At 63.1% G+C, this 17529-nt stretch carries 19 protein-coding genes, 1 tRNA gene and 1 pseudogene; 15 read left to right on the top strand and 6 right to left on the bottom strand.

The annotated features are described in order from the left end of the window. The 5 genes and pseudogenes from WEB61_RS10715 to WEB61_RS10695 all read left to right on the top strand — a co-directional run. Positions 1–490, top strand: a pseudogene (locus tag WEB61_RS10715) (UDP-N-acetylglucosamine 1-carboxyvinyltransferase); the annotation flags it as partial. Positions 491–494: 4 nt separating this feature from the next. Next, a complete protein-coding gene (locus tag WEB61_RS10710) occupies positions 495–932 on the top strand; it encodes a DUF2948 family protein (protein WP_368064328.1) in 438 nt (145 codons plus the stop codon). 100 nt (positions 933–1032) lie between these two features. Further along, entirely contained in the window at positions 1033–2328 is a 1296-nt protein-coding gene (gene hisD / locus WEB61_RS10705) for a histidinol dehydrogenase (RefSeq protein WP_368064327.1), read from the top strand. A gap of 46 nt (positions 2329–2374) precedes the next feature. Continuing rightward, a complete protein-coding gene (locus tag WEB61_RS10700) occupies positions 2375–2899 on the top strand; it encodes a UPF0262 family protein (protein ID WP_368064326.1) in 525 nt (174 codons plus the stop codon). 2 nt (positions 2900–2901) lie between these two features. Then, positions 2902–3384, top strand: a complete 483-nt coding sequence (locus tag WEB61_RS10695) for a low molecular weight phosphatase family protein (RefSeq protein WP_368064325.1) — start codon at positions 2902–2904, stop codon at positions 3382–3384. A gap of 108 nt (positions 3385–3492) precedes the next feature. Here WEB61_RS10695 and WEB61_RS10690 read toward each other — a convergent pair whose 3' ends face one another. Beyond that, the gene (locus tag WEB61_RS10690; protein ID WP_368064324.1) at positions 3493–3975 is read right to left on the bottom strand and encodes an N-acetyltransferase family protein; all 483 of its coding nucleotides are present in this window, start codon (positions 3973–3975) and stop codon (positions 3493–3495) included. Between the two features lie 135 nt (positions 3976–4110). Here WEB61_RS10690 and WEB61_RS10685 point away from each other — a divergent pair, with 135 nt between their 5' ends. From WEB61_RS10685 to WEB61_RS10675, 3 genes are all read left to right on the top strand, one after another. Continuing rightward, positions 4111–4836 (top strand): SIMPL domain-containing protein, encoded by a 726-nt coding sequence (locus WEB61_RS10685; RefSeq protein ID WP_368064323.1) that lies wholly within the window; start codon positions 4111–4113, stop codon positions 4834–4836. A gap of 135 nt (positions 4837–4971) precedes the next feature. Continuing rightward, entirely contained in the window at positions 4972–5190 is a 219-nt protein-coding gene (gene infA / locus WEB61_RS10680) for a translation initiation factor IF-1 (protein ID WP_293509117.1), read from the top strand. Then, positions 5187–5774 carry a nucleoside triphosphate pyrophosphatase gene (locus tag WEB61_RS10675; RefSeq protein WP_368064322.1) on the top strand — a complete coding sequence of 196 codons (588 nt, stop codon included), beginning with the start codon at positions 5187–5189 and terminating at the stop codon, positions 5772–5774. Before infA ends, WEB61_RS10675 begins: the two co-directional genes overlap by 4 nt. A 57-nt stretch (positions 5775–5831) precedes the next feature. On the opposite strand, the gene WEB61_RS10670 is transcribed toward WEB61_RS10675, so the two are convergent. Beyond that, positions 5832–6674, bottom strand: coding sequence for a class I SAM-dependent methyltransferase (locus tag WEB61_RS10670; RefSeq protein WP_368064321.1), 843 nt, complete (start codon positions 6672–6674; stop codon positions 5832–5834). A 177-nt stretch (positions 6675–6851) separates the two neighbouring features. On the opposite strand from WEB61_RS10670, the gene WEB61_RS10665 reads away from it, so the two are divergent. The 4 genes from WEB61_RS10665 to WEB61_RS10650 all read left to right on the top strand — a co-directional run bounded on the left by WEB61_RS10665 (position 6852) and on the right by WEB61_RS10650 (position 9638). Beyond that, entirely contained in the window at positions 6852–7553 is a 702-nt protein-coding gene (locus tag WEB61_RS10665; protein WP_368064320.1) for a winged helix-turn-helix transcriptional regulator, read from the top strand. A gap of 156 nt (positions 7554–7709) precedes the next feature. Further along, entirely contained in the window at positions 7710–9230 is a 1521-nt protein-coding gene (locus tag WEB61_RS10660; RefSeq protein ID WP_368064319.1) for a ribonuclease E/G, read from the top strand. Next, complete coding sequence (yacG, locus tag WEB61_RS10655) at positions 9227–9451, top strand: DNA gyrase inhibitor YacG (protein ID WP_368064318.1); 225 nt, start codon at positions 9227–9229, stop codon at positions 9449–9451. The genes WEB61_RS10660 and yacG overlap by 4 nt, the downstream gene beginning before the upstream one ends. Positions 9452–9562: 111 nt before the next feature. Continuing rightward, positions 9563–9638: transfer RNA gene (locus WEB61_RS10650), tRNA-Phe, on the top strand. Positions 9639–9874: 236 nt separating this feature from the next. Here WEB61_RS10650 and WEB61_RS10645 read toward each other — a convergent pair. Next, positions 9875–10435 carry a YSC84-related protein gene (locus WEB61_RS10645; RefSeq protein WP_368064317.1) on the bottom strand — a complete coding sequence of 187 codons (561 nt, stop codon included), beginning with the start codon at positions 10433–10435 and terminating at the stop codon, positions 9875–9877. Between the two features lie 430 nt (positions 10436–10865). Between WEB61_RS10645 and WEB61_RS10640 the strand changes: the two genes are divergently transcribed. From WEB61_RS10640 to WEB61_RS10630, 3 genes are all read left to right on the top strand, one after another. After that, positions 10866–15296, top strand: a complete 4431-nt coding sequence (locus WEB61_RS10640) for a chemotaxis protein CheB (protein WP_368064316.1) — start codon at positions 10866–10868, stop codon at positions 15294–15296. 123 nt (positions 15297–15419) lie between these two features. Further along, positions 15420–15578 carry a DUF3309 domain-containing protein gene (locus tag WEB61_RS10635; protein ID WP_368064329.1) on the top strand — a complete coding sequence of 53 codons (159 nt, stop codon included), beginning with the start codon at positions 15420–15422 and terminating at the stop codon, positions 15576–15578. Positions 15579–15691: 113 nt separating this feature from the next. Beyond that, the gene (locus WEB61_RS10630) at positions 15692–15844 is read left to right on the top strand and encodes an entericidin A/B family lipoprotein (RefSeq protein ID WP_368064315.1); all 153 of its coding nucleotides are present in this window, start codon (positions 15692–15694) and stop codon (positions 15842–15844) included. 133 nt (positions 15845–15977) lie between these two features. Here the strand turns inward: WEB61_RS10630 and WEB61_RS10625 are convergent, their stop codons facing one another. The 3 genes from WEB61_RS10625 to WEB61_RS10615 all read right to left on the bottom strand — a co-directional run. After that, positions 15978–16151: a hypothetical protein gene (locus tag WEB61_RS10625; protein WP_368064314.1), complete on the bottom strand. Its 174-nt coding sequence runs from the start codon at positions 16149–16151 to the stop codon at positions 15978–15980. Positions 16152–16521: 370 nt separating this feature from the next. Continuing rightward, positions 16522–17352: a uroporphyrinogen-III C-methyltransferase gene (gene cobA / locus WEB61_RS10620; RefSeq protein ID WP_368064313.1), complete on the bottom strand. Its 831-nt coding sequence runs from the start codon at positions 17350–17352 to the stop codon at positions 16522–16524. Next, the coding region (locus WEB61_RS10615) for a (2Fe-2S)-binding protein (RefSeq protein WP_368064312.1) at positions 17349–17529 on the bottom strand (181 nt) is incomplete at its 5' end. The genes WEB61_RS10615 and cobA, both read right to left, overlap by 4 nt.

Raw genomic sequence — 17529 nt, 5'->3', positions numbered from 1 at the left:
CGAAACTTTTGAATCGGCGCTCTCGGTGCTGCGCGCCGCCGGCGCCGGTGTCGAAGCGGAGCAAGGTGCCGTGCGCATCTTCCGCAATGGCGAACGTCTGCAGGCGACCGATGTCGTGACGCAGGTCTTCCCCGGCTTTCCGACCGATCTCCAGGCGCAGTTCATGGCGTTGATGACGACGGCGGACGGTGAATCCGAAATCACCGAAACGATTTTCGAAAACCGTTTCATGCATGTGCAGGAACTTGCCCGCTTCGGTGCCGACATTTCGCTGCATGGTGACAAGGCGCTGGTCCATGGCGTCGAAAAACTGAAGGGCGCACCCGTCATGGCGAGCGACCTGCGCGCTTCCGCCGCGCTCATCATCGCGGGCCTCGCGGCCGAAGGCGAAACCACCATCAACCGCGTCTACCATCTCGATCGCGGCTTCGAGCGCATCGAGGCGAAACTCGGTGCCTGCGGTGCCGAAATCTGGCGTGAGAAGGCGTGAAGCGATGACCGACCTGCGTCTCCAGGCCGAGGATGTGGACGATCTCGCCGTCATTTCGGCCGCGCTTCAGGACGCGGTGACGAAAGTCGCCGATCTCGCCTTCCTTCCCTCGACGCGCCGCTTCGCCATGGTGGTCAATCGCTTCCGCTGGGAAGATGCGGGCGCATCGCGCGGCCATAGTCATGAACGCGTCCGTGCCGGCCTCCACTTCGAAAACGTGCGTGCCGTCCGCGCCCGCAATATCTCGCAAGACAAGCCCGAAGGTGTCCTGAATCTCCTTGCCATCCGCTTCGAGGAACTGAACCCCCCATCGGGCATTGTCACCCTTGTTTTTTCGGGCGGCGGCGAGTTGCGTCTCGAGGTCGAGGCGCTCGAGGTCCATCTCTCCGATCTCGGGCTCATCTGGGCAACGCCCAACCTGCCCGCACACGATCTGGATTGAGTCATAGTCACGTTCTCTCTTCCACCCTCCCCTTGAGGGAGGGTCAAACGGGCGAAGCCCGTTTGGAGAGGGGTAAAGCGACAGAATTGAGCTAGAGAAAATGCCCATTCGCCTCAACGCGCAGGACGCAAACTTCGAAACCGCCTTCGCCGCGCTCCTCGCCGGCAAGCGCGAGGCGTCCGTCGACGTCACCGATGTGGTGACGAAAATCATCGCCGATATCCGCGCGCGCGGCGACGCGGCACTCATCGAATACACGAAGCGCTTCGACCGCCTCGAAAAGCTGACGCCGGAAACCCTTGCCATCCCGCAAGCCGACATCGATGCGGCAACGAAAGCCTGCGACGCGAAGACGCTCGACGCGCTGAAAACCGCCGCAGCCCGCATCCGGGCCTATCACGCGCGCCAGAAGCCCGCCGACGAACGCTTCACCGACGAGGCTGGCGTCGAGCTCGGCCATCGCTGGACGCCGGTTGCCGCTGTCGGTCTTTATGTGCCGGGCGGCACCGCCAACTATCCGAGTTCGGTCCTGATGAATGCGATCCCGGCCAGGGTCGCCGGCGTCAACCGCCTCGTCATGGTCGTGCCCATGCCCGATGGTGTCGTCAATCCGCTGGTGCTGGCTGCCGCCGGGATCGCTGGCGTCGACGAGGTCTACCGCGTCGGCGGGGCGCAGGCCGTTGCCGCGCTTGCCTTCGGCACGGCGACGATCGCGCCCGTCGACAAGATCGTCGGCCCCGGCAATGCCTGGGTCGCCGAAGCCAAGCGCCAGGTCTTCGGCACGGTCGGCATCGACATGATCGCGGGTCCCTCCGAAATCCTGGTGCTGGCCGATGGCGAGAACGATCCCGAATGGATCGCCGCCGATCTCCTCTCCCAGGCCGAGCATGACGAAAGCGCGCAGTCGATCCTGATCACCGACGATGCGGAATTCGCAACCCGCGTCGAACAGGCGGTCGCGCGCCAGTTGCAGGCCCTGCCGCGCGAAACCACGGCGACGAAAAGCTGGGCCGATTTCGGCGCCGTCATCGTCGTCGAAAATCTCGCCGGCGCCGTGCCGCTGATCGACCGCCTCGCGCCCGAACATCTCGAAATCGCGGTGGATGACCCCGAGCCGCTCGCCGCCGCCGTCTCCAATGCCGGCGCGATCTTTCTTGGCCGCTTCACGCCCGAAGCGATCGGCGACTATGTGGCGGGCTCGAACCACGTTCTCCCCACAGCGCGCTCGGCCCGCTTCTCCTCCGGTCTCAATGTGCTCGACTTCATGAAGCGCACGTCGATCGTCCGCTGCGACGCCGACGCGCTGCGCGCCATCGGCCCCGCCGCTGTCGCACTCGCCGAAGCCGAAGGCCTCGACGCCCACGCCCGCTCGGTCGCAATCCGCCTCAACATCTGACGCGCCCCTCGCGTCCGCCGCCCAAATCGGCGTAAAGTACCGCACCATGCCCGACCAAAGCGCCAGCGATGGAAGCGAAACGAGCCCCGCGCCTCCCGAAGGCGCGGCCTTCCGCATTGTCGATCTCGTTCTCGACGAGCATACGGTCGTGCGCCGCAGTCCGGATGTCGAGCATGAGCGGAAAGTGGCGATCTTCGATCTCCTGGAGGAAAACGTCTTCGCGCCGGTCGGCAGCGATGGCGGCCCCTACCTGCTGCATCTCGCCATCGAGGACAACCGCCTCGTCTTCGACATCCGTCTCGAAAGCGCCGAACCGCACGGCAAGGTCCTGCTCTCGCTGACGCCGTTCCGCCGCATCGTGAAGGACTACTTCATGATCTGCGAAAGCTACTACGACGCGATCAAGACGGCCGCGCCTGCCCAGATCGAGGCGATCGACATGGGCCGCCGCGGTCTCCACAACGAAGGTTCCGAACTGCTGAAGGAGCGTCTCGCCGGCAAGATCGATATGGATTTCGACACCGCCCGCCGCCTTTTCACATTGATCTGTGTACTTCATATCAAGGGATGACGATGGCGACCGGAAGAGCAAAACCCGAGCGCAAGGCGGCCATGCCAGCATCCGTGCTTTTTGCCTGCAATCTCAATTCGATCCGCTCGACCATGGCAGAAGCGATCCTGAAAAAGCTTCACGGAAGCCGCATTTTCGTCGATTCCGCCGGCGTCCGCCCCGCCGAGGAGCCCGACCCCTTCACAGCCGAAGTGCTGCGCGAAGACGGCATGGCGCCGCCGGCGGGCGGACCCAAGGGCTTCGACGATCTGGAGGAAACGAGCTTCGACCTCATCGTCGCCCTGACACCCGAAGCGCGTGACAAGGCCGAAGAGCTGACGCGAACATCGGCCACCGAAATCGAATTCTGGGCGATCGACGATCCGCTCGCCTCACCCACCGGCGGCAACCGCGACCGCCGCCTGGCCGCCTACCGCGAACTCCGCAACCAGCTCCACCGCCTGATCGAAACCCGCTTCCCCCGCAAGGAAAGTGCGGCAGGGTAGTTCATTTTTCCCTCTCCCCTCCGGGCAGAGGGAAGGGGCCCACCGAAGCGGCGTTGGCCGCGTAGGTGGGAAGGGTGAGGGGAGCGCCAACGCAAAACCCCTCCGTACTCAAACCATCCGGTACATCACCAGCGCATCGACAAACCCCTCCACGGGATGCGCGAAAGCCTCCGGCAGCCGCCCGACGATCTCGAACCCGCATGATTGCCACAGATGCACAGCCGTCTCATTGGTCGAGATCACGAGATTGAACTGCATGGCGCGAAAGCCGCGCGCCTTTGCTTCCCTGAGCGAATGCAGGCACATCGCCCGCGCCACGCCGCGCCCGCGCGCTTGCGGCGCGACCATGTAGCCGCAATTGGCGACATGCGCGCCGCCGCCGCCGGTATTGGCGCGCAGATAATAGCTGCCCGAAACGCCGCCCTCGTCCTCGCTCACGAAAACCGTGTTGCCGCCCGCTCGCCAATAGGCGAGCGCGCCCGCCCGGTCGAGGTCGCGGGGCAGGGGATAGGTCTCGCCCGCGCGGATCACGGGCTCCATGATCGCCCACAGGGCATCGTCGTCTTTTTCGTTTGCCGGTCTGATGTTCAAATACGCCTCCTCCATTGAAGTGAATTATAACCCGGTCACCGCGCGCTGGGGATAAGTCACTTGCAGAGGCCCTCAAACTGCCGCAATCGCCATGCTATAGTCGCCGCCGTTGAATCGCTCTGGGGAGCCCCGTCCATGAATCCCGTTTCCGCCATCGTTGCCGCCGCCATCCTCGCCCTCGGTCTTGCCTTGGGCGGCTGGTTCGGCGGACAGGGTCTTGTTCAGTCCCGTCTCGGCGACCGCTCGGTCTCGGTCAAGGGCCTCTCCGAGCGCGAAGTGAAGGCGGATCTCGCACTTTGGGGCTTGCGCTTCGTCGCGACCGGCAACGAGTTGCGCGAGACCCAGGCCGAGATCAAGCTCAACGCCGACACAGTGATGCGCTTTCTGAAGTCGCATGGCTTCAACGAAGACGATATCGAGCGTCAGGCGCCCCAGGTTACCGACCGTCTGGCGCAGAACTGGAGCAGCGGACAGGTCGAAAGCCGCTTCATCATCGCGCAGCAGATCGTTCTGCGCACAACCGACATTGACCGCGTGGTCAAGGCGAACAGTGAGTCGAGCGCGCTGGTCGATCAGGGCGTCGTGCTTTCCAACGAATACGGGCCCGTGCGCCCCTCCTATCTCTTCACCGGCATTGCGGCGCTGAAGCCCGAAATGATCGAGGAGGCGACGAAGCGCGCCCGCGAGGCGGCCGAAACCTTCGCCGCCGATTCGGGCTCCGGCCTCGGCGGCATCCGCCGCGCCTGGCAGGGCCAGTTCGAAATCCTCCCCCGCGATGCCACCCCCGGCACTCAGGAAGCCGAGCAGGTGATGAAGACCGTCCGCGTCGTCTCGACCATCGAATACCTGCTGGTCGACTGATCCGGCGCCCTTCCGGCCAAATTCCCGCGAGAAATCAACGCTTTGCGGTCCCGGGCGACGCGATTCCGCGTCCGCGCCACTTGATTTTCCGGCGCTTTCTGACCATTCTCCCGGCAAATCTCCAAAGGATGCTGAATGTCGAAGGAAGAACTGCTCGAGTTTCCGGGCACCGTCACGGAACTGCTGCCCAACGCAACGTTTCGCGTCAAGCTCGAGAACGAACACGAGATCATCGCCCACACGGCCGGCAAGATGCGCAAGAACCGCATCCGCGTGCTGGCGGGCGACAAGGTGCTCGTCGAGATGACGCCCTACGATCTGACCAAGGGCCGGATCACCTACCGGTTCAAGTGACCGTTCCCCGCCTCGTCCTGGCAAGCGCCTCGCCCCGCCGTCTCGAACTTCTCGCGCGGATCGGCATCGAACCCGCCCTCGTCGCTCCGGCCGACATCGATGAAACGCCATTGAAGGGCGAGCTACCGCGCATCCATGCCGAGCGCCTCGCGCGCGAAAAGGCCGAGGCCGTCGCCGCCGTTCACGCAGACGCACTGGTGCTCGCCGCCGACACAGTGGTTGCCTGCGGTCGCCGCATTCTCCCCAAGGCGGAGACGGAAGCAGACGCCCGCGCCTGTCTCGCGCTGCTGTCGGGGCGCGCCCACCGCGTCTGGACCGCGATCCATCTGAAAAAACCGGGCGGCGGCGAAAGCGCCCGCGCGGTCGAAACCCGCGTCGCCTTCAAGCGCCTTTCGGAAACCGAAATCGAAGGCTACATCGCTTCGGGCGAATGGCAGGGCAAGGCCGGTGGCTACGCGATCCAGGGCCGCGCCGCAATGTTCATCCGTTCCCTGATCGGTTCCCACTCCGCCGTCGTCGGCCTGCCGCTCTACGAGACCGCCGCGCTGCTTGGCGGCGCCGGCTATCCACTCTGGCAGCAGTGACCGCAACGTCCTTTCCACCCTCCCACAGAGGGAGGGTGGGTGATTGCACGCTCCCGCCTATCGCCGCGTCACGACGATTTCGAGATATTCGCTCGGCACGATCATCGTCGTGTCGCCCGACCGGTTGAACTTTTCGGCAAGCGCCGTCAAATCGTCGGCGAGCTTGGCTTGCGCCGCCGGATCGAGGGCCGTGAAGGCCTTCAGCACCGGCCCGTACCAGGTCTTGAAGACGTCGAGCCAATGCGCGGACGAGCGGTAGCGGAAGATGAAGTTGCGCGCCTCGACATCGATCGCCGACGCCTGCGCGCCGAACATCTCGGCGATCCGTGCCCGCGTGCCCCAGAGTGCCGGCGATTTTGCGCCGGCGGGCGGCGGCAGGTGCTTGCCGATGGTCTTGAAGAGCTGGCCGATGAAGCCCTCCGGCGTCCAGTTGGCGAGAGCGATCTTGCCACCGGACCGGCAGACGCGGATCATCTCGGCCGCCGCCTTGTCGTGATCGGGCGCGAACATCACGCCGAACGTGGACACGACGACATCGAAGCTGCCGTCGCCGAAAGGCAGCGCCTCGGCGTCGGCCTCCTGAAACGCCATCGAAAGCCGCTCGGCCGCCGCGCGTTCGCGACCGCGTTCGAGCAACGCCGGCACATAGTCGGTCGAAACGACGTTGCACCAGCGGCGCGCGGCCGCGAGCGACACATTGCCGTTGCCGGCGGCAACGTCGAGCACCTTCTGGCCGGGGCGGATGTCGAGCGCTTCGCAAAGGTCTTCGCCGACGATTTGAAGCGTGGTGCCGACCACGGAGTAATCGCCAGCGGACCAGGCGCCCTGCTGGCGCGCTTTCAGGGCCGCAAGGTCGGGTTGGCCGTCCAGGGGGAGGGGGGAGACGTTGGATCGGGTCATGGGAGGGGTCTCTTTCCGGTAAGGGTTTTGCAGGCGTTTCCGCCTTTTCGCGCCGCCGGCCTTGGCCGCGGCGGGCGCATCTTTCGCGCGTTCCGGTCGCCGGAAATAGTCCATTGAATGTACTATTCGCCGCACGCGCCTTTTCCTAAGCTTCGGGAAATTTCAGGAGGACGCATCATGCGGAGCTACGGCCAGTTCTGTCCCGTCGCCAAGGCGGCAGAGCTTTTTTGCGAGCGCTGGACGGCGCTCATCATCCGCGATCTGACTTTCGGCGCCACGCGCTTTTCCCAGTTGCGGCGCGGCGTGCCGCTGGCCTCGCCGACGCTTCTGTCGCGCCGCCTGAAGCAGCTCGAGGCCGAAGGCATTATCGAGCGCCGCCGTTCCGAAAGCGGCCGAAGCTGGACCTATCATCTGACGCCGGCCGGCGAGGAATTCGCCCCCATCGTCGAGGCGCTGGGAGTCTGGGGCCAGAAATGGACGCGCCGCGAACTGGCGAAACATGAAGCGGACGTGACGCTGCTCCTGTGGGGCCTCGAAACCCATGTGAAACCCGAGGCCTTCGGCGCGCGGCGCTGCGTCGTGCAACTGACCTTCACCGACATGCCGCGCGGCCGGCGCGATTGGTGGTTCGTCAACGAGGACGGCCGCGCCGAAATGTGTTTCGAGGAGCCGGGCTTCGATGTCGACCTCTATCTGACCTCGACATTGCGCGACATGATCTACCTCTATCGCGGCGACCTGCCGCTTGCCCGCGCGCTCGCCGAAAAGCGCCTTGAGGCGCACGGCCCCGCCTGGGCCCGCCGCGCGCTCCCTCGCTGGCTCGCCCCCGACGCAATCGCACAGGTAAAATCGCAGCGGGCGGACGCGAAGGCGGCGTGAGGGAATCCCGAAACGTCGACACTTCAACAAAATCAAGCACTTTCCCCGTCTGGCCTCATCGTCGGCAACAGTGTTAGGATCGGTTCCACAGAGACGAGGGTGAAATTGGGGGCATTGGCTACGCGGGGGTGCGGCCGGTGCAAAATCGGGAATTTGATGTCCGAAGAAGTCTTGATCAATGTCGGCCCCGGCGAAACGCGCGTCGCGGTCATCGAAGACGGTCGGCCCGTGGAGCTCTTTCTGGAGCGCACTATGGAAGACGACCTGAAGGCGAAGACCGGCCGCGCCGGCCATTCCCTGATCGGCAACATCTTTCTCGGCCGCGTCCAGCGCGTGCTGCCGGGCATGCAGGCGGCTTTCGTCGATGTCGGCCTCGAACGCGCGGGCTTTCTCGGCGCGCGCGAGGCGCGCTGCCTCTGCGAACTGACCGGGCTCGATGAAGGCACGCTGCCGCCGATCAGCGCCTGCGTGCAGGAAGGCCAGGCGATCCTGGTGCAGGCCGTCAAGGATCCGATCAGCGACAAGGGCGTGCGTCTTTCGGCCAATGTCACCATTCCGGGGCGCCTGCTGGTGCTGGTGCCGAATCAGTCCGGCGTCGCGCTGTCGCGCCGCATCGAGGATGAGGCCGAGCGCGAACGTCTGACCGCGCTGGTCGAGGAAATGGTCGAGCGCTTCAATCCGATGGGCGTCACCGGCGAACCGGCGGGCTTCATCGTCCGCACCGCCGCGATCGGCGCGACGACCGAGGACATCGCCGCCGATGCGCGCCAGCTCGCCGAGGAGTGGCGCAAGGTCCGCGAAACCGAAAAGCGGTCCTCGGCGCCTTGCGTCGTCTTCCACGATCTCGACCCCGTGTCGAAGACGCTGCGCGATTGCGTCAGCGCCGACACATCGCGCGTGCTGATCGACGATGCCGACGCCTTCGGCGAAGCGCAGCACTATTGCCGCCGCGCCATGCCCGAAATGATAGAGCGCGTGCAACTCTTCAACGGGCCGGGCTCGCTCTTTTCGCTATATGACGTGGACGGAGAAATCGAGGCGGCGCTCGATCCGCGCGCCGAACTGCCGTCGGGCGGCTGGATCACCGTCGAGACGACGGAGGCCTTGACCGCCATCGACGTCAATTCGGGCCGCTACACCGCGGCGACCGGCCTTGAGGAAACCAGCGTCAAGATCAACCTCGAAGCGGTCGATGAAATCGTTTATCAGCTGCGCCTGCGCGGCACCGGTGGCCTCATCGTCATCGACTTCATCCATCTGAACGATCCGGCCAATATCGAAAAGGTTCTCGACGCGCTCAACAACGGCTTCGCAAAGGATCGCGTGCCGACGCAGATTTCCGGCATGTCGGAATTCGGCCTCGTCGAGATGACGCGCAAGCGCGTCCGCGAGCCGCTCGACAAGCTGTTGACCGAACCCGCCTACGCCTGCGGCCGTCCGCGCCGAAAGACCTGCGCAACGGTCGCCAACGATCTTCTCCGCCGCATCGCGCATGTCGCGCAGGTGACGCCCGGCCGTCCGCTGGTCGCGCGCGCCGCCGCCGAAGTCGTCGACTGGCTCGAGCGCGGCAACCCGTACCTCATCGATCGTCTTCGCCGGAAGGTCGCGGTCGAGGTCAGCCTGGTCGGCGAAGGGTCGTTCGCGCGCGAGCGGATCGACGTTGCGACAGTTCAATGACGGAGACCGGCGACAAGAACAACGTTGTGAAGCTGCGCAGCCCGCGTCCGTGTCCGGTTTGCGCCAAAAGATCGCTGCCGGATTTCCATCCCTTCTGTTCGAAGCATTGTGCCGACGTCGATCTCAACCGCTGGCTCAAGGGCGCCTATGCGATTCCCGCCGTCGAGCCGCCGGACGAATGGGATATGGGCGGTGCCGGCGACGAGAACGAAGAGCGCTAAGCCTTTGTCTGCGCTTGCCTTCTGGTCCCTCTGGACAGCCCGGATTCGATCTCCTATAACCCGCAAACCTCGCCGCGGCCGGGCCCTTTTCAGCCTCGCTTCGGAGCTTCCGCCCAGGTAGCTCAGTTGGTAGAGCATGCGACTGAAAATCGCAGTGTCGGTGGTTCGATTCCGCCCCTGGGCACCATCTCCTTCCATCCGCGGCTGTCAAAACAGCTCCAAAACACCCCCTCTGTCATCAAACTGTCAAAAAACTGTCACAAACCGAATCGCGGCGGGGACAAGACGCATCGGGCGCATGCTTTATCCTGGGGATATCACGGCGATATCCCCGGCTCGGGCATCGCGCGCGCGCGTCATGAAAACGCTGCCCATCGTTTCCGATGGACAGCGTCTCCGTTCGCATCTCCTGGTCGCGTTCGTTCAGTCCTTGATGCGCGAAATCTTCGTGCCTTCGATGCTGACGCCGGCCATCAGGCCCTGCTGATCGAAGATGAAGGCGTAAGCGGCATCCTTCAGCGTCGACGTCGACAGGTTCTTGGCGGCACCCTCGTCCATGACGACAACCGTCGGTCCGACGCCGATTTCCCAGCCCTTCGACTCGTCGAGATATTTCACGGCCTCGTCGGTCATCAGGAAGACGGCGTAGGAATATGACTGCGCGCCGGCTTGCAGGCCCCAGGAGCCGGTAAAGGAATTGAAGTATCCGTCGACCTTCGATCCCTTCATCAGCAGACCTTCGCCATAGGCGCCACCGAATATCAGACCCGCCTTGACGACGTTCGGGAAAACAAGAACGGCCTTGGCCTGCTCGGAAACGCGCTTCGCGACCGGATCGCTCTTGTAGAGCAGCTCCAGAGCCTGGGCGGCATCCCGATGCAGATCCTCGGTCGTTGCCGCATTGGCGCGCTCAAACGCACCTGCCGACATGAGGGCGGTAACGGCGAAAAAGCTCGCCAGAAAAAATCCTCGAATACTCATCATTGCAGTGTTCCTGTTTCCGGAGTTTGGGCGGGAGCGGGATCGCGACTTGTGCCGCACCGATCCGCAGACGTATCTTTTTGGTATGACCGGGACACGCGATACCTGGATGTCCGGAGATCGACGCAGCCAAACGCTTCAATGGCCGCCAACCGATGCGCTCAAGGAAAAAGTCACCGGCCCCCTGCAAGGGCGCCAATAACCAATTCGAAGAACCAAGCAGGCTCAGGATAGGCGCCCAACGGCCGGAGGGCCCAGAGTCGGATACTGCGTAGAGCCGGAATCCGACGCGTTTGCTGGCCTTCGAGGGACGGGGCCGGCTCGGGACGACAGGGCGCGTGGGGCAAGTCCTCCAAGTTCGCGACAATATGGAGAACTGTGATAAGATTAATATTCGCGTTTCCGTGAGACGCCTATATTTGAGCACACAGAAATGCCAGGAAGACGTCCAGCTCGGGAAGATGCGGATCGAGCGCGGTCAAGCGGGCGCGTTGCGCCGGCCGATGAGGCTTTCCGGGAGCCGGACGACTTTCCCGTCGTCGGAATCGGCGCCTCGGCGGGCGGTCTCGACGCCTGCAAAAAGCTCGTAAGCGCTCTGCCTGCCGATATCGGCATGGCTTTCATTCTGGTCCAGCACCTCGATCCCACCCATGAGAGCCTGATGGTGGACCTGCTTGCCGAACACACGACGATGCCTGTTCAGCAAGCGGCGAACGGAATGCCGATCGAGCGCGATCACCTCTATGTCATTCCACCGGGAACCTATCTCTCCGTCGGCGACGGCGCGCTGCATCTTTCGCATCCACAGGCGCGTCACGGCGCCCGATTGCCGTTCGATTTTCTGCTGCACTCTCTGGCGGAAGGCTACGGCGCGCGCGCCGTTTCGGTGGTTCTCTCGGGAACGGGCGCGGACGGCAGTCTGGGACTGAAATCCATCGAGCAAAAGGGTGGACTGGTCATCGCGCAAGACCCCGAAGAGGCGGCGTATGACGGTATGCCGCGAAGCGCCATCCTGACCGGCGCAACGGTCCTGGTGCTGTCCGTCGCCGACATTCCGGATGCGCTTCTTGCCTACGGCCGACAAATCCGCAGGAAACAGGCGCCACGGTCGAAACAGACTCCACGGTCGGAGCAGGCCACCGATACAGCCGATCGATTGCCGGCAGTCATCGAACTTCTGCGCGCGAAGACAGGACACGATTTCAGGCTCTACAAGCGAGGCACGTTGCAACGCCGGATCGAGCGCCGCATGGCGCTGGCGTCGATCGAGGCCGACGACATGAAGCGTTACTTCGAAGTCCTGCAGAAAGATGCGGAGGAACTCGAATGTCTTGCCAAGGATCTGCTCATCAACGTCACCAGCTTCTTTCGCGATCCGAAGGTGTTCGATTTTCTGGCGGAGAAAATCATTCCCGACATGGTCGAGAGCCATTCGCTCGATCGTCCTCTCCGTATATGGATCGTCGGATGCAGCACGGGCGAAGAGGTTTACTCGCTTGCCATGCTGCTCCAGGAGCAGATCACGGCAACCGGGCACAACATCAAGCTGCAGATCTTCGCGTCGGATGTCGACGAGGACGCCGTGGTGAGCGCGCGGGAAGGTTTGTACCCCCATTCGATCGGGGCCGACGTGTCGCCGGAGCGCCTTGAGCGCTTCTTCACCAGGGAAGACGACAACTACAGAATCCTGCCGGCATTGCGCTCGGCTGTGGTTTTCACGGTGCATGACGTACTGACCGACCCGCCCTTCTCCCGTCTCGACATGATTTCATGCCGGAATCTCCTGATCTATCTGGGCTCGGAAGCGCAGATGAAAGCCGTTTCCATTTTCAATTTTGCCCTGCGCGAAGGCGGCATTCTGCTTCTCGGCAACGCGGAGACGGTCGGCAACGATGACGGCCGCTTCGAGGTCATATCCAAACCCGAGCGCCTCTATCGGCAGGTCGGCCGCGGCAGTCCGCGCGAATTGGGGCATCTGATCAGCGCCGACGGCACGGTGAAATTTCCTGCCCGCACATGGCAGAATCATGCGTTGTCGCGACCGGCCATTCTCGCCGATCTTTGCCGGCAACTGGTTGTGGAGTCCTATGCGCCGGCAGTTGTTCTGATCAACAACAGCTATGAGTGGCTCTATTCATTGGGGCCGATAGACCGCTATCTGCGCGTTCCGTCGGGGGCGCCAACATACGATCTGCTTGCCATGGCGAGTGAAGACCTGAGGATCAAACTCCGCTCGGCGATTCGAAAAGCGAGCCAAGAAAAAAAGCGCATATCGGTTCCCGGCGGCAGTACCAGTCACAGTGACGGCATGCCTCCATTCAGTATCGAGGTGCAACCGGTTCTGAATGACGGTGAAGATCTGATGCTGGTTTCCTTCATCGACAAGCCGAAACCGGAACCAGCGCAACGCCGTTCAGGAAAGCATGAAGAAATCGCGCGTGTGGCCGAGCTCGAGCAGGACCTCGCATCCACACGGGCCGAGCTTCAGACAGCCATCCGGGATCTCGATGCGTCGGACGAGGAACAGAAGGCGATCAATGAAGAAGCATTGTCGATCAACGAGGAGTTCCAGTCGACCAACGAGGAGCTGCTGACGTCCAAGGAAGAATTGCAGTCGCTCAACGAGGAGCTTACCGCCCTCAACAGCCAGCTTCAGGAAACGCTGGAGCAGCAGCGGACGACATCCAACGACCTGCAGAATGTGCTCTACAGCACCAACGTCGCAACGCTCTTTCTCGACGCGGATCTCAAAATCCGTTTCTACACCCCGGCGACCAAATCGCTCTTCAGCGTCATTCCGGGCGATATCGGTCGCCCCCTCACGGACATCAATTCCCTGGCGATCGACGATTCGCTGCCGGCGGACGCCCGAAAGGTGTTGGAGAATTTCAGCGCGATCGAGCGGGAAATCGAGGCGAAGAACGGCGTATGGTTCACTCGTCGGATATTGCCCTACCGTACGAGCGAGAACAGAGTGGAAGGTGTGGTAATCACCTTCGTCGATATCACCGAGCAGAAACGTACGGCAAAAGCGCTCGAAGCAGCCAGCCTTCAAGCCGATCTTGCCAATGTCGCAAAGTCGCGATTTCTTTCGGCGGCAAGCCACGATCTCCGTCAGCCCTTGCAGACCCTCGCATTGCTGCAGGGCCTGTTGGCAAGGAAGATCAAAGGCGAGAGCGAAAAGAAGCTGATCCTTCGGCTGGAGACGACGCTCGCTTCAATGTCGGACATGCTGAACACATTGCTTGATCTTAACCAGATTGAAGCCGGCACCTTTCGCACCGAAGTCGTCGACATCGAAATCGGTGCCCTTCTCGAGAAGATGGAAGATGAATTCTCATACACCGCGCAGGCGCAGGGGCTTGCCTTCCGTGTGGTGCCATGCAGCCTTTGGGTGCGCAGCGACCCGCATCTTCTGGAACAGGTAATTCGCAATCTTCTGTCAAATGCATTCAAGTACACAGAACGCGGCAAGGTACTTCTCGGCTGCCGACGCCGCCAAGGAACGCTCAGCATCGAGGTTCTGGATACCGGCATCGGTATTGCCGCCGACGACATCGATACGATCTTTGATGAGTATTATCAGGTCGACAACGATGCGCGTCAGCGGCGTCGCGGCCTCGGTCTTGGCCTGTCCATTGTGCGGCATATCGGAAAGTTGATCGGTCACAATATCCGCGTCCACTCGCAACCAGGCAAGGGATCCAGTTTCTGCATTGATGTTGCACGCGTTCCGGCCGCAGCGGAACGGCCCTACGGGCAGCGGCCGCTCGCCCCGGCCGGACAAAGAGCCGTCGGCATTCACCGCGCCGGCACGATCCTGATCGTCGAGGACGATTCGGAAGTGCGCGAGCTTCTCGAGCTTTTCCTCGGCGACGAGGGCCACAAGGTGATCGCGGCACCCGACGGCGCCACGGCGCTGCACCTGGTGGAGCGCGAAACCGTCCAGCCTGACATCGTCATTGCCGATTACAACCTTCCCAACGGAATGAACGGGCTCAAGGTCGCAGCGAAGCTGCGGGAAAAATTCGGCAACCAACTACCCGTTCTCATTATGACCGGCGACATATCGACCGGCGTGCTGCGTAACGTCGCACTCCAGAACTGCTGGCGTCTCAACAAGCCGGTCAAGTCGCAAGAGCTGATCGACATCATCCAGCGCCTGCTCGTCGCGGCTCCGCCAGATGTGCCGGAAGCGCGTCACGCCATCGCGGCAACCGCTGTCCGCAAATCGGATGAACCGGTCATCTTCATCATCGACGATGACAGTCAGATACGTAAAGGCCTTCGTGAGTTGCTGGAGGCGGAGGGGTTTGCCGCCGAAGACTATGGAGATTGCGAGACATTCCTCGCGTCCTATCGTCCAGGGCGCGAAGCCTGCCTGTTGCTCGATGAGGTGCTGCCCGGAATGGATGGGTTCGGGCTGCTGCGGCATCTGGCCGAACGGGGCGACCGGCTTCCGGTCATCATGATCACGGGGAAGGGCGACGTGCCGATGGCGGTTCGGGCGATGAAGGCCGGCGCTGTGGACTTTCTCGAAAAACCGGCTGGCCGCGACGATCTGCTCGTGAGTGTCCGCCGAGCATTTGATCAACTGAGGGACGAAGCCAAGCTGTTCGCCTGGCAGCTGGAGGCGGCGAAGCAAATCGCCAGTCTCACACCCCGGCAGCGTGAAGTCATGGAAAAGGTTCTTGCCGGAAACCCGAGCAAGAACATCGCCACGGACATGAAAATCAGTCAGCGTACTGTCGAAAGCCATCGTGCCGCGATCATGAAGAAGACAGGCACAAAATCCCTCCCGGCGCTGGCCAGACTGGCGCTGGCCGCCGCGAGTTACGACGATATGTCGAATTCCGGCGCGTAACCGCGGGAACGCCATCCCGCGAACGCGGGTGAGTACTTTCCGAGGCTGTGATGTTGCGCGCTCAGCCGATACCGTGCATCTCGTCCCTTTTCATCCCCTGCGATCAGGAGGACGCTTATGGACATGGGTACCGGCACGATCGTCCTGTTCGCCCTGCTGCTTCTTCTGATCGGCGTGCTGCCGAGATGGGCGTACAGCGCGAACTGGGGCTACTTCCCGAGCAGCAGCTTGTCCGCCGTCATGCTCGTGGTTCATTTTATGATACTCACGCAACGGTTCTGACCTGCAGACCTCGCCGGATTCGTGAGGCCAATGCCAATCGCCCGCAGAGCGAAAACGTCTTCGGATCGTCTCCTCTGCCGGCATTCCGAAACCGCTCAGCCAAAGGCAGTGCCATGAGCATGAAATCGACGATGCTGACTTTCGCCCTGCTGCTTCTCTTCGGTGCCGTCTCGGTTGTGGGCGGGTGCAACACCGTTGCGGGGGCCGGCAGGGACATTTCCAATACCGGCGACAATATCGAGAGCAGCGCCGAGAGAAACAAGTAACGCAGCCGATCGTCCCGCCGCGCTCGAAGCGCAACCGGGACGGCAGCAAACGGCAACAAGCCCGCTGAGACAGCGGGCTTGTTGCTTTTCGCCATGCGGCGAAGCGAGCAGGGGAAGGGTGAGGAGACGCCGGCTATCCGGTTTTTTCCAGTATTTCCGCCATCTCGAGGTGTCGATGCGCCAACTCGGCGAATTGCCGGCGAAGGCCGATATCACGGACCCTTTCGGCTTGATCTCGATAGGTGGCCGCCTGCTCTTGCCAGTCGGCGGGTCGCCATTCTGCCGGTTGCCTGAGAAGGTCCATCACCGGAATCTCCAGCCATTATGGACAGCAGATGACGCCGAAACGGGCATTCCCGCCAGTATCGGAATCTACTGAATGGCGACCGCGAGGCGGCGCGGCGGATGCCGGGATCCATGGGCGGCTGCGGCCAGCGGTGAGGTGAAGAATTTTGCACGCGGAGGCGCGGAGCCGCGGAGAAGGGAAGCAAGGAAGGGTTCACGCAGAGGCGCAGAGACGCAGAGGTACTGCGGCGCGGTACAAACGCATGAGATTTCCGCATGCGCTGGTTTTTCCTGCCGGGCTTCGCCCGGCAAAAAGCAAACGGGTGGCGGGAAACGGGAGCCGGCCACGCATGCATTCCCCTCTGCGTCTCTGCGCCTCTGCGTGCAAAAACCTATTTCGCCGAGGAAGTCGAGCGTTCGCCAAAGCCAGTCGTGTCATCCCGGCCCGGATCGGGAACCTTGTCGCGGCGGGCCTGCGACTTGAATGCGCGGCAAGCGGCATCGTCCAGCGCTTCGCCGACGAGAACGATCAGCGGCGCGGCAGCGGGCAGGGCGGCGACGCATTTGCCGAGGCCGCGGAGGTCGGTGCGAAGCTGAACCTCGTTCCCGCGGCCGATATCGGACATGACGAGCGCCGGCGTTTCCGGTGCGCGGCCGGCGGCGATGAGATCGCGCGCGATGCCGGCCGCCGCCTTGCGCGCCATATAGATCGCAAGCGTCGCGTCGGCGCCCCCGGCGGAATCGCGGGGAAGAACGGTCGTGCCGGTTTCGCGTTGTCCGGCAACGAATTCCAGCCGATGCGCCGCACCGCGCCGCGTCAGCGTCACGCCGGCGGCGGCCGCGGCGGCGGAAGCGGCCGTGATCCCCGGTACGATGTCATAGCCGATGCCGGCCGCGCGCAAGGCGTCGATCTCCTCGCCGAGACGGCCGAAGATCGCCGGATCGCCGCCCTTGAGCCGCAGCACATGCCGGCCCCGACGGGCGAGACGCACCAGCAGGGTGTTGATTTCGTCCTGGCTCATGCTGTGGCCGCCCGCGCGCTTGCCCACCGATACGCGCTGCGCGCCCGCGCGGGTCAGCGCCAGAATCTCCGCGCTCACAAGCGCGTCGTAGAGAACGATGTCGGCCGCCTGCAGCAGGCGCAGGGCGCGCAGCGTCAGCAGTTCGGGATCGCCGGGCCCGGCGCCGACAAAGGATACATGTCCTGTCGTCCGTCTTGTCATGCGGCTTCCTCCGGTTTGAGTACATTTTCAATCAGGGCACGGATTTCCGGCCGGCAGGAACCGCAATTGGTGCCGGCGCCCAGCGCCTCGCCGACCGATGCGACCGTGGTGAGTTTCCGTTCGGCAACCGTCTGCGCGATGCGTTTGGCGCCGACGCCGAAGCAGGCGCAGACAATG

The organism is Parvibaculum sp. (assembly GCF_040882025.1).
Taxonomy (GTDB): domain Bacteria; phylum Pseudomonadota; class Alphaproteobacteria; order Parvibaculales; family Parvibaculaceae; genus Parvibaculum.
The sequence above is the reverse complement of the archived record's forward strand: the minus strand, read 5'-3'. Positions and strand labels throughout refer to the sequence as shown.